The following is a 15,656-nucleotide window of genomic DNA, read 5'->3' as shown; positions in this document are numbered from 1 at the left end:
TCGCCATAGATGGTGACTGGCATGGCCTCTTCGCGGGCAAGCCCGCTCCCACAGGTTCCGTGTCGTACACAAAATCTGTGTACGACACGGGACCTGTGGGAGCGGGCTTGCCCGCGAATGCGTCGGAACTAGCGACGGGATCTTTACGCCTGGCGCCGCTGACGGGCCAGGGTCATGGCGGTGTCTTCGATCATGTCTTCCTGGCCGCCGACCATACCGCGACGGCCCATTTCAACGAGAATTTCCCGGGCCGACACGCCATATTTCTTCTCGGCGCGCTTGGCGAACAACAGGAACGAGCCATAGACCCCGGCATAGCCCATGGTCAATGCATCGCGGTCGCTGCGGATCGGGAAGTCCATGATCGGCACCACCAGATCCTCGGCCACGTCCTGGATGCCGAACACGCTGACACCGGTCTCGATGCCCATGCGGTCGCACACCGCCACCAGCACTTCCATCGGCGTGTTGCCGGCACCGGCACCGAGGCCCGCGCAGGCGGCGTCGATACGGTTGGCCCCGGCGGCAATCGCGGCGATGGAGTTGGACACGCCCATCGACAGATTGTGATGGCCATGAAAGCCGATCTCGGTTTCCGGCTTGAGGGCCGCGCGCATTGCCGCCACGCGGGCGCTGACGTCGTGGGGCAGCAGGTAGCCCGCCGAGTCGGTCAGGTAGATGCAGTTGGCGCCATAGCTTTCCATCAGCAAGCCTTGCTTGACCAGGCCTTCGGAACTGTTCATGTGGGCCATCATCAGGAAACCGACGGTGTCCATGCCCAGGCCACGGGCGTGGGAAATGTGCTGTTCGCTGACATCGGCCTCGGTGCAATGGGTGGCCACGCGAATGGTGTTGACCCCCAGTTCATGGGCCATTGTCAGGTGATCGACGGTGCCGATGCCCGGCAACAGCAGGGCCGAGACCTTGGCCTTTTTCATCAGCGGGATCACCGCCGACAGGTACTCCTCGTCGGTGTGTGCCGGGAAGCCATAGTTCACCGAGCTGCCGCCCAGGCCGTCGCCGTGGGTGACTTCGATCATCGGCACGCCGGCCGCGTCGAGGCCGCAGGCGATGTCTTTCATCTGCTGCAGGCTGATCTGGTGACGCTTGGGGTGCATGCCGTCGCGCAGGCACATGTCGTGAACGGTGATGCTTTTGCCGCGAAGATCCATGGTCGGCTCCTTATGCGTGGGCGGTTTGGGCGGTGGCTTGCAGCACCAGCTCACCCTTGAGGATTTCCTCGGCGAACATCTCGGCGGTGCGCGCCGCGGCGGCGGTCATGATGTCGAGGTTGCCGGCGTACTTGGGCAAGTAGTCGCCCAGGCCTTCGACTTCCATGAAGATCGACACCCGGTTGCCGTCGAACACCGGGCCGTTGACCAGCTTGTAGCCGGGTACGTAGCGCTGCACTTGCTCGATCATGGCCAAGATGGCGGCGGTGATCGCCGGCTGGTCGGGTTCGCTGGCGGTCAGGCAATGCACGGTGTCGCGCATGATCAGCGGCGGCTCGGCGGGGTTGATGATGATGATCGCCTTGCCCTTCTTCGCGCCGCCGACCTTTTCCACTGCGCTGGCGGTGGTGCGGGTGAATTCGTCGATGTTTTTCCGGGTGCCGGGGCCGACCGATTTGGAAGCGGCGGTGGCAATGATTTCGGCGTATTCCACCGGCTGCACACTGGACACCGCCGCCACCAGTGGAATGGTGGCCTGGCCGCCGCAGGTGACCATGTTGACGTTCATCACGCCCAGGCCCAGTTGCGCCTTGAGGTTGACGGGCGGCACGCAATACGGGCCGATGGCCGCCGGGGTCAGGTCGATCATCAACACGCCCAGGGCATTGAGCTTGCGCGAGTTCTGCGCGTGCACGTAGGCCGAGGTGGCGTCGAAGGCGATCTGGATCTGGTCTTCGAGGACATGGGGCAGCAGGCCGTCAACGCCATCGGCGGTGGTTTTCAGGCCCAGCTCGCGAGCCCGTGCCAGACCTTCGGAGGTGGCGTCGATGCCCACCATCCATACCGGTTCCAGCACCTCGCTGCGCATCAGTTTGTACAGCAGGTCGGTGCCGATGTTGCCCGGCCCGATCAGCGCGCATTTGATCTTTTTGCTCATGTTCTTTGGCTCCTTGGGGGGGGAGAGAGAAGTGAAGTGAAGAGTGGTCAAGGGACAAAGCGCAGGCTGGTTTCGCCCAGCCCGCTCATGGACAGGCTGATGCGGTCGCCGGCGACCACGGGCACCAGCGGCGCCAGGGCACCGGAAAGAATGATCTCGCCACGGCGGAACGGGATGCCCAGCTCGCCCAGGGTATTGGCCAGCCAGGCCACGGCCGCACAGGGATGGCCTTGCACCGCCGAGCCCAGGCCCGAGCCTGCCGGTTCGCCGTTTTTCAGCAGTTGCATGTGCACGGCGGCCAGGTCCAGTGAACGCGGGTCGATGCGCTGGGTACCGAGGGCGAACACGCCACACGAAGCGTTGTCGGCCACGGTGTCCTGGATGCGGATCTGCCAGTCGTCGATCCGCGAATCGACGATCTCGAAGCACGGCACGACCCATTGGCTGGCGGCCAGCACGTCCTCGGCACTGATGCCCGGGCCCTGCAAGTCCTCGCCGAGGATAAAGGCGATTTCACCTTCGGCCCGTGGCTGGATCAGGTTATGGCGGGCCAGGCTGACATCGCTGCCATCCTCGACCTGCATGGCGTCGGTGAGGAACCCGAAGTCCGGTTGGTGGACATCGAGCATCTCCTGCACGGCGCGGCTGGTAACCCCGATTTTCTTGCCGATCACTCGCTCGCCGAGGGCTTCGCGGCGTTGCAGGAAGTGCAGGGAAATCCGGTAGGCCTGCTCCAGGGTGATCTGCGGATAACGACGGGTCAGGGGGGCCAGCGTCTGGCGACTGCGCAGGGCGTTGAACAGCTCGTCACCGAGCGCGTTGATCAAATGGGTGTCCATGGTGAGGGCTCCAGATGAATGGAAAGAAAAAAAGGCCTGCCCCAATGTCATCAGGGGCAGGCCCAAAGGAGTTGGTCAGCCGGGCCAGACCGACGAGTCGGCACCGCCATCGACATCAATGATCTTGCCGGTCACCCAGGCCGAAGCGGGGCTGGCCAGGTACAGCGCGGCAGCGGCGATGTCTTGCGGGGTGCCCAGGCATTTGAGCGGGGTGTTGGCTTCCATGACTTCGCGCATGGCGGCGGGCATCACGCCGTTCAGCGCTTCGGTCAGGGTGGGGCCGGGGGCGACGGCGTTGACCCGGATCTGCGGCGCGAAGTCCTGGGCCAGCAAGCGGGTCAGATGGCTGAGGGCGGCCTTGGCCGTGCCGTAGGCGCTGAAATGGCGCTGGGCATAGCGCGCCGCCACCGAGCTGATATTGATGATGTTGCCGCCACCGGCCTCGCGCATCAGGGGCACGCACAACTGGCAGAAGGCGTAGCTGGTGGCGACGTTGAAGTTCAGCACCTGGGCGAACTGCTCCGGTGTCATGGCCAGCGGGTCGTTGGGCCCGCCGCCGCCGACGTTGTTGACCAGATGCGTGATGCGGCCCATTTGCTCAACGCTGTGGCGCACCAGTGCCTGGCGTTGCTCGGCATCGTTGACGTCACAGGCGAAGGCCAGGGCGCGCCGGCCCAGGCCGCGAACTTCTTCGGCCACGGCCTCTACTTCTTCCAGCGAACGTGCCGAGCACACTACATCGGCGCCGGCTTCGGCATACGCCAGGGCAATCGCCCGACCGATACCCCGGCCGCTGCCGGTGACGATGGCGACGCTGCCGTGCATCTGGAAACGCTGCAAAATACTCATGGGCCCTTGCTCCGTGGGGTCGATTGTCGATGGATTTAATATCGCCGCCACGGCTGCCGCCAGCATCGTCTCAATGGACTAGCGCCGCGGTGATACCGCGTCATCGTTCTACGCCCGTAGGAGCCAGGCTTGCCGGCGAACCAGGCGCTGCGGTGTACCTGTTGCACCGCGTTATCGTTCTTCGCCCGTAGGAGCCAGGCTTGCCGGCGAACCGGGCACCGCGGTTTATCTGTTGCACCGCGTTATCGTTCTTCGCGGGCAAGCCTCGCTCCTACAGGCGAACCAGGCACCGCGGTTTATCTGTTGCACCGCGTTATCGTTCTTCGCCCGTAGGAGCCAGGCTTGCCGGCGAACCAGGCGCTGCGGTGTACCTGTTGCACCGCGTTATCGTTCTTCGCCCGTAGGAGCCAGGCTTGCCGGCGAACCAGGCGCTGCGGTGTACCTGATGCACCGCGTTATCGTTCTTCGCCTGTAGGAGCCAGGCTTGCCGGCGAACCGGGCACCGCGGTTTATCTGTTGCACCGCGTTATCGTTCTTCGCCCGTAGGAGCCAGGCTTGCCGGCGAACCGGGCACCGCGGTTTATCTGTTGCACCGCGTTATCGTTCTTCGCGGGCAAGCCTCGCTCCTACAGGCGAACCAGGCACCGCGGTTTATCTGTTGCACCGCGTTATCGTTCTTCGCCCGTAGGAGCCAGGCTTGCCGGCGAACCAGGCGCTGCGGTGTACCTGTTGCACCGCGTTATCGTTCTTCGCCCGTAGGAGCCAGGCTTGCCGGCGAACCAGGCGCTGCGGTGTACCTGTTGCACCGCGTTATCGTTCTTCGCCCGTAGGAGCCAGGCTTGCCGGCGAACCAGGCGCTGCGGTGTACCTGTTGCACCGCGTTATCGTTCTTCGCCCGTAGGAGCCAGGCTTGCCGGCGAACCAGGCGCTGCGGTGTACCTGTTGCACCGCGTTATCGTTCTTCGCCCGTAGGAGCCAGGCTTGCCGGCGAACCAGGCGCTGCGGTGTACCTGATGCACCGCGTTATCGTTCTTCGCCTGTAGGAGCCAGGCTTGCCGGCGAACCGGGCACCGCGGTTTATCTGTTGCACCGCGTTATCGTTCTTCGCCCGTAGGAGCCAGGCTTGCCGGCGAACCGGGCACCGCGGTTTATCTGTTGCACCGCGTTATCGTTCTTCGCGGGCAAGCCTCGCTCCTACAGGCGAACCAGGCGCTGCGGTGTACCTGATGCACCGCGTTATCGTTCTTCGCGGGCAAGCCTCGCTCCTACAGGCGAACCGGGCACCCCCTAGTCCGCTTTGACGATGAATGATTGCTCGCTCGACCCGATGATCCACCACAACTCGCGCAGTGGCGCAGTGAGATCGGGAGAATTGAGTGATGCACAGCATGCGAGAAAAGACCCAGGACGAACGTGATCTGCTGGAACGTGCACGCAGCCTGGTGCCGGCACTCAAGGCGCGCACGGCGCAGGCCGACAAGGATCAGAAGGTGCCGGTGGAGAGCATCGTCGAGTTGCAGGCCGCCGGTTTGCTGCGGGCCTTGCAGCCAAAGGAGTTCGGTGGTTATGAAGTGGACCCGCGAACCTTCTTCGAAATCCAGACCATCCTCGCCGAGGGTTGCATGTCCACCGCCTGGATCTACGGCGTGATGGGGGTTCACCCCTGGCAGCTGGCACGTTATCCGATCGAAGCACAGCGTGAAGTCTGGGCCGATGACCACAGCACCTTGATCAGCTCGACTTATATGCCGGCGGCCAAGGTCACGGTGGTGGAGGGCGGTTACCGGATCAGCGGGCGCTGGGGTTTCTCCAGCGGCAGCGAGCACTGCCAATGGGTGTTTTTGGGTGGCATCCTGCCTCCCGATGGCGAACTGGCCGCCGAGCACGGCACCTTCCTGCTGCCGCGTCGCGAGTATCAGATCGAGCGTAACTGGGATGTGCTGGGCCTGCGCGGCACCGGCAGTCATGACATCGTGGTCGAGGATGTGTTCGTCCCGTCCCATCGCGTGCAACGCACCAATAACTGGACCCTCGAAGCGACGCCCGGGCGCCTGGTCAATACCAACCCGATCTACGCGATTCCTTTCGCCCAGGTGTTCTCGCGCGCGGTCTCGACCTCGGCCATCGGCGCCCTGCAAGGCGCGATCAACGAGTTCCGCGACAACGCCGCCAAGCACATCGGCAAGCACGGCGCCCGTACCGCTGACGATCCGGTGGCGCAAACCGCAATTGCCGAAGCGATGATCACCGTCGACAGCCTGCGCCTGGTGCTGGAGCGCAACTACGAGCACCTGATGAGCCTGGCCCGTGCCGGCGAATACCCGGACACCGAGACTCGCCTGCTGTACCGCTACCAGTCAGCCTACGTGACCAATATCTGCGCCGAACGGGTCGACGACCTGCTGCGCAGCATGGCCGCCTCTGGCTTGTACAACACCAACCCGGTGGCGCGGCTGTTCCGCGACCTGCATCAGGCGCGCGGGCACATCGCCAACAACTACCTGGCCTACGGGCGCAGCTACGGCGCGGTGATGCTGGGCCTGCCCAACCCGGACCCCTACGTCTGAGGCCATGGTGCCGTTTCGATACCCCTGGGTTTACACCTGCCCGTGATGCGCGGGCAGGTGGTCATGAGTACCTGAGCTATGAACAATTATCTTGCCCTGCGCGTGGCGCGAGTGATCGAGGAAACCGCCGATGCGCGTTCCCTGGTGTTCGACGTGCCGGAGCATTTGAGCGAACACTTTCGTTATCAACCCGGCCAGTTCCTGACCTTGCGAGTGCCTTTCGAGGACGGCTGGTTGCCGCGCTGTTATTCGTTGTCGAGCACGCCGTTGCTGGGCGAACCGCTGCGGGTGACGGTCAAGCGCGTGCGTGACGGCCGGGCCTCGAACTGGCTCTGCGGCGAGTTGCAGGCCGGTCAAACCCTGGAGGTGCTGCCGCCTGCCGGGGTGTTTGTGCCGCGCAGTCTGGACGACGACCTGCTGCTGTTCGGCGGGGGCAGCGGCGTGACGCCGGTGCTTTCAATCCTGCGTTCGGCGCTATTGGCCGGCCACGGCAGGATTCTGTTGATCTACGCCAACCGCGATGAAGCCTCGGTGATCTTTCGCGACGAACTCAGGGCCCTGGCCAGCGCGCATCCGCAACGTCTGCAGATTGTCCACTGGCTCGATTCGGTGCAGGGCATTCCGAGCGTCGAGCAATTGGCTGAGCTGGCGCGCCCGTTTATCGACGCCCGGGCCTTTATCTGTGGCCCAGGGCCGTTCATGGACGCAGCGGTCAGCGCGCTGAAAAGCCTGGGCCTGCCCGGCGGCCGGGTCCATGTCGAACGCTTTGTCTCGCTGCCCGGCGAAGGCGAATTGCCGCTGGCGGCCAGCAGTGAAGCGGCGATGGCTGCGCAGTTATCGGTGCGCCTGGATGGCGAGGAACACAATCTGGCCTGCGACAGCGGCGAAACCGTGTTGGCAGCGATGGAGCGTGCCGGCCTGAATCCACCCAGCGCCTGCCGAGTGGGTGGCTGCGCCTCGTGCATGTGCACGTTGGAAAGTGGCGACATCGAACTGCTGCACAACGATGCGCTGGACAGCGGTGAACTGGCCGAAGGCTGGATCCTTGCCTGCCAGGCTGTGCCAACCAGCGCCCACTTGCGTATCCGTTTTCCCGAATGATGCAGATCACCGAGCCTACGATGAACCAGAGCCTGAAGCTATCCCCACCGCTAAGCGAAGTGCCCACCACCGTTGCCCGGTTGGTGTTCCAAAGCGCCGAACGTTTTGCCGGCCGCACGGCCATCGAAGACAACGGACAGTGCATTGATTACGCCGAGCTGCCAGAACGGGTCATGGGCTTTGCCCGGGGCTTGATGGCGCTGGGCATTCAGGCCGGCGACCGGGTCGGTGTCTGGGCGCCGAACAGCGGTGACTGGATCTTCGCGGCGCTGGGCATTCAATGCGCCGGTGCGGTGCTGGTGCCGATCAATACCCGCATGAAGGGCCTTGAGGCCGCCGATGTACTGGAGCGCAGCGGCTGCCGGTTGTTGTTTATCCAGCAGCGTTTTCTCGACGTCGACTACCCGGCACTGCTCGCGCCCCATCGGCCGGCGAGCCTCGAACACCTGGTGGTTTTCGAAGGTGACACGCCTGGGCTGTCGTCGGACCTGACCCTTGCCCAATTTCTGCATGGCGCGGCGACCATCGATGCCGACAGCGCCACACAGCGTGCATTGGCCGTCGGCCCCGAAGCCATGTGCGACCTGCTGTTCACCTCCGGCACCACTGGCAAACCCAAGGGTGTGATGAGCGGCCATGGGCAGAACCTGCGGGCCTTCACCGAATACGTCAAGGTCATCGGCCTGGTGCCGGGCGACCGCTACCTGATCGTCAACCCGTTCTTCCATGCCTTTGGCTACAAGGCCGGTTGGCTGACCTGCCTGATCGGCGGGGCGACCATCCTGCCCCACGCGGTGTTCGACGCCGAACAAGTGTTCCAGCGCATCGCCCGTGAGCGCATCAGCATACTGCCCGGCGCGCCGACCCTGTACCTCTCGCTGCTGGCCCATCCGCGGCTCAAGCAGACCGACCTGTCGAGCCTGCGCATCGCGGTGACCGGTTCGGCGAGCATCCCGCCGAGCCTGATCGAGCGCATGCGCAACGAGTTGGGATTTGCCGTGGTGACCACCGCCTACGGCCTGACCGAGTGCGGCGGGCTGGCGACCATCTGCGATCCCCAGGACTCGGCGCAGGTCATCGCCGGCACCAGCGGACGGCCGATCGCCGGCACCGAAGTGAGCATCCGCGACCCGGACAACCAGGCGCTGGACGCCGGGCTTACCGGTGAGATCTGCCTGCGTGGCTTTCACATCATGCAGGGCTATTTCCAGAACCCCGAAGCGACCCGCGAAGCGATCGATGCCGAAGGCTGGCTGCACACCGGCGATGTCGGGCGCCTGGACGAGGCGGGCAACCTGATCATCACCGACCGCCTGAAGGACATGTTCATCGTCGGCGGTTTCAACTGCTACCCGGCGGAAATCGAAGCAGCGCTGATCAGGCACCCGGCAATTGCCCAGGTGGCGGTAATCGGCATCGCCGATGAACGCATGGGCGAGGTCGGATGTGCCTGCGTGGTGCTGCGCGACGGTGAAGCACTTGACGAGGCGCAACTGATCGCCTGGAGCCGTGAGCAAATGGCCAATTACAAGGTGCCGCGCCAGGTGCGTTTCTTCAGCGCCTTGCCACTCAACCCGTCGAGCAAGGTGGCCAAGAACGAATTGCGGGCGGTGGTGGCCAACAGCGTTCAGGCATGACGCACAGCCATCTCACCAAACGGACGATGTGCGCGGTTCCGGCTTTTTTCATGCTGTGGCGACACAAGAAAAAACAACAAAAGGAGAGGAGCATGTTTACGCGAAACACTGTCGCGCGCCATTCGGGGAACCTGACCGGTAGCCGCTGCCTGTTGGCAACGGCCATCACCATCGCCAGTGCCACAGCCGGCGCCGCACCGACCATCGAACTGGGGGAAAACACTACCCTGGATTCGTCGCTGACGGTCAACTACACCGCCTCCATGCGTACCGCCAAGCAGGCCAGTCAATACCTCAACGACCCGAACAACGACGACGGCACGCGCAACTTCAAGCGCGGCTCGTTGATCAACAATCGCCTGAGCCTGTTCGGCGAATTGCAGCTCAAGCACGACAACCTCGGTGCGGTGCTGCGCGGCAGTCAGTTCTACGACGATGTCTACAACCAGAAAAACGCCAACGACTCGCCGCAGACGGTGAACAAGGTCGGCCACAACGATGGCTTCAGCGACGAAACCCGCAGGCTCAGTGGCAGCATGGCGCGCCTGCTCGACGCGTACGTGTATGGCAACTTCGATGTCGGCGAAACCCAGTACCTGTCGCTCAAGGCCGGGCGGCACCTGGTGGCCTGGGGCGAGAGCCTGTTCTGGCCGAACATCAGCCAGGGCCAGGCCCCGGTGGACGCCACCAAGTTCAACGTGCCGGGTACCGAGGCCAAGGACTCGTACCTGCCGGTGGGGCAGGTGTCCGGATCGTGGTCGCTGAATGAAAACCTGGCGCTGGTGGGCTACTACCAGTACGAGTGGGAAAAGACCCAGCTCAACCCTGTGGGCGACTACTTCGGCAGCGATACGTTCGGTCCCGGCGCCGAGTTCTATCGCCTGGGCAGCGGTGCGGTCGACCGCCTGCCCAACGGCCTGGCAGTCGGTTATGCCGGTGAAAAAGATGCCAGCGACAGCGGCCAATGGGGGCTTGGCGCACGCTACCGGATCACCGAGAACACCGAAGTGGGGCTGTTCCATTACCGCTATAACGAGCGCATCGGCTCGATGTTCTTCGACTTCACCGGCACCACCCAATACTCGTCGCTCAAGGGCATCGGTCATGACGGCACCGCGCCGTCCTATCGCCTGGGCTACTTCGAAGACGTCAAGCTGACGGGCATCAGTTTCACCTCCAAGGTCGGCGACTCGGTGCAGTACGCCGGTGACCTGAGCTACCGCGATGGCGCCTCGGTCTACCTGAACAACGGCGCGCCGACCACCGGGCAGATCTGGCAAGGCAACCTCAACGCCATGTACATCCTGGGCCCAAGCCTGCTCGCCCATCAGACCACCTTCATGGGTGAAGTGGTGCATCAACACATCGATGGGGTGGACAGCCTGACGATCACTGGCGGCGGGGCCGGCGTGGACGGCACCTTCGACACGTTCGAGTCGAAGACCCAGACCCGCGGTTCGACCCTGCTGGGCATTGGCGCCTACATGGATTACCCGTCCATCGCCACGGGACTGGACCTGAGCACCAAAGTGGTGTGGACGCAGAACGTCGACGGCAGCGCCTATCAGGGCCTGGGCCGTGACGAAAAGCGCCTGACCGTGGGTGGCGATTTCAAGTACCTGGGCAACTTCCAGATCGGCATGACCTATGTCGCCTACCTGAGCTCACCGGATGTCGCCCAGGGCCGACTGCTGGCTGACCGCGATTACCTGTCCCTCAACGCCAAGTACACCTTCTGATGATCATGGCTGCGTCGCGAGATGGCGACGCAGCCTTCATTTGTAGCCTGATAACAACAAAGAGAGGCCTGTCATGAACCCTCGTCCGACCCCATCACCGTTCAGCCCTATCGCGATCGGCCCACTGACCCTGAAAAACCGGTTTATCAAGTCCGCCACCAACGAGGGCATGAGTGCCCAGGGCGTGCCATCCAAACAACTGGTGAAGCTGCACTCGGCCCTGGTCGCTGGCGGCACCGCCATGACCACCGTGGCCTATTGCGCGGTGAGCAGCGATGGCCGCACCTTGCCCAACCAGTTGACCTTCACCCAATCCAGCCTGCCGCACTTCAAGGCCCTGACCGACGGCGTGCACCAGGCCGGTGGCCTGGCCAGCGCGCAGATCACCCACGGCGGCTGCTTTACCTTCATTCGCGAACGCTCGACCAAACGTCCGCTGTCAGCCAGCGGCGGCTTCAACAAGATCGGCCTGATGAGTGGCATGTTCCTCAAGCAGGCGATGAACGAAGCGGACATGCAGCAAGTGGTGCGCGAGTTTGCGCAAGGCGCACGCCTGGCACGCCAGGCGGGTTTCGATGCCGTGGAAATCCACATGGGTCACGGCTACCTGCTCAGCCAGTTTATTTCGCCGATGTACAACAAGCGCCGCGACCAGTACGGCGGCAGCCTGGAAAACCGTCTGCGCTTTCCGCGCCGGGTGCTGCGTGCGGTGCTGGAGGCGGTCGGCAAGGACATGGCAGTGATCTGCAAATACAGCGTCACTGAAGGCGTGCGCGCCGGTAACAGTGCCGAAGACGGGGCGCAGATCGCCCGCATGCTGGAAGAGGAGGGTGCGCACCTGCTGGTGCTCAGCGCCGGGATGAACGCCGAGTCGATCACCACCATGTTCGGCTCTTCCTTCCCCAAGGAAAACCGCGTGCAACAGAAGAACAAGATCATCGCCCTGGCCATGGCCATCCAGCGCCGCAAAGAGCCGACGGTGGAATTCCGTGAGCTGTATTTGCTGGAACATGCGCGCAAGGTGCGTGCGGCGGTGAAAATGCCACTGGCTTATCTGGGCGGCGCCAAGAGCCTGGCGAGCATCGAAAAGATCATGGCCGAGGGTTTCGACCTGGTCGCCATGGGCCGGGTGTTGCTGGCCGAGAATGACTACGTAGACAAACTCGCCAGTGGCGCCAGCCGCGACTCGATCTGCACCGCCTGCAACCGCTGCGTGGCGATGATGTACACCCCCGGCGGCACCTCCTGCGTGCTGGGCCAGCCCGGCGATGCCGTGTTGAACAGCCAGCAGGCGGCAGATCGCTAGGCAACCCCTGCCCGCGAACCGGGCGCCGCGGTGTGACAGATACACCGTGGCGCCCGGCTCCCTGTAGGAGCCAGGCTTGCCGGCGAAGAACGATAACGCGGTGTGACAGATACACCGCAGCGATTGGTTCGCGGGCAAGTCGGATCGCCGCACCGCTCGCTCCTACAGGCGAAAATGATGACACGGTGTGACAGTCAGACAAACAACGATAACGCGGTGCAGCAGATACACCGCGTCGCCCGGATCAGCCGTTCTGCAGGAAGTCGATGCAGCTGCGGTTGAACAGCTCGCGGTGTTCCACCTGGACCCAATGCCCGCAACGGTTGAGCACGATGAACCGGGCATTCGGCGCACCGTCGATGATGCGTTGGGCGCCACTGATCGGGTTGAAGAGATCGTTGGTGCCCCAGAAGCCAAGGATCGGGCACTGGATCTCACCCAGGCGCGCTTCCATGTTCGGCACCATCATCGTGCTGAACAGATTCTTCGGCTGGGTCACCGCCACCGCCACGCGTTCCTGCAGCAGGCTTTCCGGCAGGATCGAGTCATCGAACAGCTGCAGGCGCATCATGCTGCGCATCTCCTCCATGCCGATGGGGCCTGCGTTGAACAGGCTGACCATGCGCACGATGCCTTCCATCTGGAAGTAGGTTTCCCGCTCCTCGACACCGCCCGGTGCCAGCAGGATCAGGCTCTGGGGCAGCTGCGGCAGACGCAGGGCCAGACCCAGGGCGATCGCGCCGCCCAGCGAGTTACCCAGCAGCGTGCAACGCCGCACACCGACGGCCTCCAGGAGTGCCGCCACGCAGTCGACGAAGAAATCCAGGTTGTACTGCACGTCTTCGGGTTTGTCCGAGCGGCCAAAACCCGGGAGGTCGAGCACGAGGTTGCGATAGCCCGCGGCGACGAGCTGCGGGTAGTTACCCTTGAAGTTGCTGAAGCCACTGGCGCCCGGCCCGCTGCCGTGCAGCCACAGCACGACGGGGCCTGCGCCCTCATCCAGATAGTGCAGGCGCAGGCCGTTGGGCAGGGTCGCGTAATGGCCGACGGGCAGGGGCAGGTCTACGGGTTGGTTCATGGGGTTCTCCATTGTCTGCGGATTCATGAAGCACAGCCGCGCCAGGCGATGCAGCGAATTGAAGGGGAACACAGCGCCTGGCGTGGTGCGCACCCTGCGAATGCTCGGCCCTGGCGGCGTTATTCACATCGTCCGTTCAGACCACGCGGCGATAGTCCCATCGGACGATGTGTGCCAAGGCACTTGCCGCTAATCATGCAGGTGACGGCTCCACTGCAAGGGCAGCGGGCTGCAGCGTATTTGCACATTCGGAGATTGCTGATGAAGTTACTCAATAAAGTCGCCTTTGTGACCGGCGCAGGGCAAGGCATGGGCCAGGCCATCGTGCGTGGTTTTGTCGCCGAAGGCGCCAAGGTGGTGGCAGTCGATCTGAATCAGGCGGCCCTGGCCGAGAGCCTGGCAGACCTGGGCGACCAGGTATTGGCCCTGGCCTGCAACGTCGGTGACGGCGCCTCCGTGGCCGACGCCATGGGCCAGGCCGAGCAGCACTTCGGCGGCCTCGACATCCTGGTCAACAACGCTGGCGTGGGCGGGCTGGACAGCTTCCTCGACACCTCGGACGAGAGCTGGGCGCGAGTGATCGGCGTGAACCTGGGCGGCACGTTCCTGTGCTGCCGTGAAGGCGCCAGGCTGATGATCAAGGGTGGCCGCAAGGGCGCGATCATCAACCTCTCCAGCACCGCCGCGCTGAACGGCGAAGGACCTAGCCACTACTGCGCCTCGAAAGCCGGGGTGATGGGCCTGACCCGCTCGATCGCCCGTGAACTGGCGGCCAGCGGCATACGCGTCAACACCCTGGTGCCGGGACCGACCAACACGCCGATGATGGCCGGCATCCCTGACGACTACATGCTGACCCTGCTGAAAAACGTACCTTTGGGTCGCCTGTGCGAGACCGACGAGATCGCCAAAGTCGCCGTGTTCCTGGCTAGCGAAGACGCCAGTTTCATGACCGGGCAGAACATCGCCGTCAACGGCGGCATGGCCTTTATCTGATCAGGGAGTCACCCATGAGCAAGCGTTTACAAGGAAAAATCGCCTTCGTCACCGGCGCCGGTTCCGGCATCGGTGAAGCCACCGCCCTGCGATTCGCCGAAGAGGGCGCCACGGTGGTGCTGTGCGGGCGACGCATCGAGCCACTGCAAGGCGTGCAGGAAAAAATCCAGGCCCTGGGCGGGCAGGCCGAAATTGCCGTGGCCGATGTCAGCGATGAACAGGCCTACGTCGGCGCGCTGCAAGCCACCGCGCAACGTCACGGGCGCCTGGACATTCTGGTCAACAATGCGATGGCCTATACCTGGGGCGGCATCGACACGATGACCACCGCCGACTGGCACGCCAACTTCACCACCACCGTGGACGGCACCTTCTGGGGCACCCGCACCGCGATGCAGTTGATGAAAGCGCAGGGTGGCGGTTCGATCGTCAACATCGCGTCGATCTGCGGCCTGTTCGGCACGGCGTGGATGGCCGGTTACTCGGCGGCCAAGGCGGCGGTGATCAACTTCAGCCGGGCGGCGGCCAGCGAAGGCGCACCGCACAATGTCCGCTGCAACGTGATCATTCCCGGCGTGGTCGACACCCCGGCCACCGCCGGCATGCTCGGCGACGCCAAGGCCCGCACCAACACTGAAAAAGTGATCCCGATGAAACGGGTCGGCCTGCCGGTGGAATTGGCCAACGCCATTCTGTTCCTGGCCAGCGACGAGGCTTCCTATGTCACCGGCGCCAGCCTGGCGGTGGACGGCGGGCGCGGCTCGGACCTGTACGTGGTGCTCGAATGATGAACCAGGACACGAACGTATTGCTCGAGCGCATCGACCGACTGGAGTCGCTGGACGCGATCCGCCAACTGGCCGGCAAGTACGCCCTGGCCCTGGACATGCGGGACATGGATGCCATGGCCAACTGCTTCGCCCCGGACGTGCGCGTGGGCCGCGACAAGAGCGGTCGCGCGCACCTCAAGGCGTGGCTGGACGAAACCATGCGCAAGCAGTTCCATGGCACCTCCCATCACCTGGGGCAACACATCATCGAGTTCAGCGATGCCGATCACGCCACAGGCGTGGTCTATTCGAAGAATGAGCATGAGACCGGGCCGGAGTGGGTGATCATGCAGATGCTGTACTGGGACGACTACGAGCGGATCGACGGACGCTGGTGCTTCCGTCGTCGCTTGCCGTGCTACTGGTACGCGACCGACTTGAACAAGCCACCGATCGGCGGCCTGAAAATGCGCTGGCCAGGGCGCGAGCCGTACGCCGGTACCTTCCACGAGCTGTTCCCGTCCTGGGATGCGTTTTGGGCACAACGTCCGGATAAAGACGCCTTGCCGCAGATCGCCGAACCAGCGCCGCTGGAAGGCTTCCTCAAGACCCTGCGCCGCGGGGCGGGCGACCCGAAGATTCGCGTGCGCTGAAAACAGGGCGGC

General features: G+C 63.9%; 13 protein-coding genes. 8 read left to right on the top strand and 5 right to left on the bottom strand.

Annotated elements, in window-relative coordinates:
- Positions 1 to 143: 143 nt before the first annotated feature.
- The 4 genes from dmpG to F8N80_RS15960 form a co-directional block, all read right to left on the bottom strand.
- Complete coding sequence (gene dmpG / locus F8N80_RS15975) at positions 144 to 1,172, bottom strand: 4-hydroxy-2-oxovalerate aldolase (RefSeq protein WP_150784250.1); 1,029 nt, start codon at positions 1,170 to 1,172, stop codon at positions 144 to 146.
- A gap of 10 nt (positions 1,173 to 1,182) precedes the next feature.
- Positions 1,183 to 2,109, bottom strand: coding sequence for an acetaldehyde dehydrogenase (acetylating) (locus tag F8N80_RS15970; protein WP_150744776.1), 927 nt, complete (start codon positions 2,107 to 2,109; stop codon positions 1,183 to 1,185).
- A gap of 47 nt (positions 2,110 to 2,156) precedes the next feature.
- On the bottom strand, positions 2,157 to 2,948 hold the full coding sequence (locus tag F8N80_RS15965; RefSeq protein WP_150744777.1) for a fumarylacetoacetate hydrolase family protein: 792 nt from the start codon (positions 2,946 to 2,948) through the stop codon (positions 2,157 to 2,159).
- Positions 2,949 to 3,023: 75 nt separating this feature from the next.
- Positions 3,024 to 3,797, bottom strand: a complete 774-nt coding sequence (locus F8N80_RS15960; RefSeq protein ID WP_150784249.1) for a glucose 1-dehydrogenase — start codon at positions 3,795 to 3,797, stop codon at positions 3,024 to 3,026.
- A gap of 1,379 nt (positions 3,798 to 5,176) precedes the next feature.
- Here F8N80_RS15960 and F8N80_RS15955 point away from each other — a divergent pair.
- The 5 genes from F8N80_RS15955 to F8N80_RS15935 all read left to right on the top strand — a co-directional run bounded on the left by F8N80_RS15955 (position 5,177) and on the right by F8N80_RS15935 (position 12,147).
- Positions 5,177 to 6,364 (top strand): acyl-CoA dehydrogenase family protein, encoded by a 1,188-nt coding sequence (locus F8N80_RS15955; protein ID WP_150744779.1) that lies wholly within the window; start codon positions 5,177 to 5,179, stop codon positions 6,362 to 6,364.
- Positions 6,365 to 6,442: 78 nt separating this feature from the next.
- On the top strand, positions 6,443 to 7,465 hold the full coding sequence (locus F8N80_RS15950; protein WP_150744780.1) for a ferredoxin--NADP reductase: 1,023 nt from the start codon (positions 6,443 to 6,445) through the stop codon (positions 7,463 to 7,465).
- Between the two features lie 20 nt (positions 7,466 to 7,485).
- Positions 7,486 to 9,102 (top strand): FadD3 family acyl-CoA ligase, encoded by a 1,617-nt coding sequence (locus F8N80_RS15945; protein ID WP_150744781.1) that lies wholly within the window; start codon positions 7,486 to 7,488, stop codon positions 9,100 to 9,102.
- Positions 9,103 to 9,194: 92 nt separating this feature from the next.
- On the top strand, positions 9,195 to 10,841 hold the full coding sequence (locus tag F8N80_RS15940; RefSeq protein ID WP_150784248.1) for a DUF1302 domain-containing protein: 1,647 nt from the start codon (positions 9,195 to 9,197) through the stop codon (positions 10,839 to 10,841).
- 73 nt (positions 10,842 to 10,914) lie between these two features.
- The gene (locus F8N80_RS15935; protein WP_150744783.1) at positions 10,915 to 12,147 is read left to right on the top strand and encodes an NADH:flavin oxidoreductase; all 1,233 of its coding nucleotides are present in this window, start codon (positions 10,915 to 10,917) and stop codon (positions 12,145 to 12,147) included.
- 244 nt (positions 12,148 to 12,391) lie between these two features.
- On the opposite strand, the gene F8N80_RS15930 is transcribed toward F8N80_RS15935, so the two are convergent.
- Entirely contained in the window at positions 12,392 to 13,225 is an 834-nt protein-coding gene (locus tag F8N80_RS15930) for an alpha/beta fold hydrolase (RefSeq protein ID WP_150744784.1), read from the bottom strand.
- A gap of 261 nt (positions 13,226 to 13,486) precedes the next feature.
- Here F8N80_RS15930 and F8N80_RS15925 point away from each other — a divergent pair, with 261 nt between their 5' ends.
- From F8N80_RS15925 to F8N80_RS15915, 3 genes are read left to right on the top strand one after another with little or no spacing between them, the layout of a single operon-like run.
- Complete coding sequence (locus tag F8N80_RS15925) at positions 13,487 to 14,221, top strand: SDR family NAD(P)-dependent oxidoreductase (RefSeq protein WP_150744785.1); 735 nt, start codon at positions 13,487 to 13,489, stop codon at positions 14,219 to 14,221.
- Positions 14,222 to 14,235: 14 nt separating this feature from the next.
- Positions 14,236 to 15,009, top strand: a complete 774-nt coding sequence (locus F8N80_RS15920) for an SDR family NAD(P)-dependent oxidoreductase (protein ID WP_150744786.1) — start codon at positions 14,236 to 14,238, stop codon at positions 15,007 to 15,009.
- Entirely contained in the window at positions 15,009 to 15,644 is a 636-nt protein-coding gene (locus F8N80_RS15915) for a nuclear transport factor 2 family protein (protein WP_150744787.1), read from the top strand. Before F8N80_RS15920 ends, F8N80_RS15915 begins: the two co-directional genes overlap by 1 nt.
- Positions 15,645 to 15,656 lie beyond the last annotated feature (12 nt).

This window comes from Pseudomonas fluorescens, assembly GCF_902497995.1.
GTDB classification, from domain to species: domain Bacteria; phylum Pseudomonadota; class Gammaproteobacteria; order Pseudomonadales; family Pseudomonadaceae; genus Aquipseudomonas; species Aquipseudomonas fluorescens_BK.
This window is presented reverse-complemented; position numbering and strand designations above follow the sequence as displayed.

Bases quoted from the DNA above. Each gene is read 5' to 3' on its own strand.
- dmpG (WP_150784250.1), bottom strand. From the start codon at position 1,172: ATGGATCTTCGCGGCAAAAGCATCACCGTTCACGACATGTGCCTGCGC.
- F8N80_RS15970 (WP_150744776.1), bottom strand. From the start codon at position 2,109: ATGAGCAAAAAGATCAAATGCGCGCTGATCGGGCCGGGCAACATCGGC.
- F8N80_RS15965 (WP_150744777.1), bottom strand. From the start codon at position 2,948: ATGGACACCCATTTGATCAACGCGCTCGGTGACGAGCTGTTCAACGCC.
- F8N80_RS15960 (WP_150784249.1), bottom strand. From the start codon at position 3,797: ATGAGTATTTTGCAGCGTTTCCAGATGCACGGCAGCGTCGCCATCGTC.
- F8N80_RS15955 (WP_150744779.1), top strand. From the start codon at position 5,177: ATGCACAGCATGCGAGAAAAGACCCAGGACGAACGTGATCTGCTGGAA.
- F8N80_RS15950 (WP_150744780.1), top strand. From the start codon at position 6,443: ATGAACAATTATCTTGCCCTGCGCGTGGCGCGAGTGATCGAGGAAACC.
- F8N80_RS15945 (WP_150744781.1), top strand. From the start codon at position 7,486: ATGAACCAGAGCCTGAAGCTATCCCCACCGCTAAGCGAAGTGCCCACC.
- F8N80_RS15940 (WP_150784248.1), top strand. From the start codon at position 9,195: ATGTTTACGCGAAACACTGTCGCGCGCCATTCGGGGAACCTGACCGGT.
- F8N80_RS15935 (WP_150744783.1), top strand. From the start codon at position 10,915: ATGAACCCTCGTCCGACCCCATCACCGTTCAGCCCTATCGCGATCGGC.
- F8N80_RS15930 (WP_150744784.1), bottom strand. From the start codon at position 13,225: ATGAACCAACCCGTAGACCTGCCCCTGCCCGTCGGCCATTACGCGACC.
- F8N80_RS15925 (WP_150744785.1), top strand. From the start codon at position 13,487: ATGAAGTTACTCAATAAAGTCGCCTTTGTGACCGGCGCAGGGCAAGGC.
- F8N80_RS15920 (WP_150744786.1), top strand. From the start codon at position 14,236: ATGAGCAAGCGTTTACAAGGAAAAATCGCCTTCGTCACCGGCGCCGGT.
- F8N80_RS15915 (WP_150744787.1), top strand. From the start codon at position 15,009: ATGAACCAGGACACGAACGTATTGCTCGAGCGCATCGACCGACTGGAG.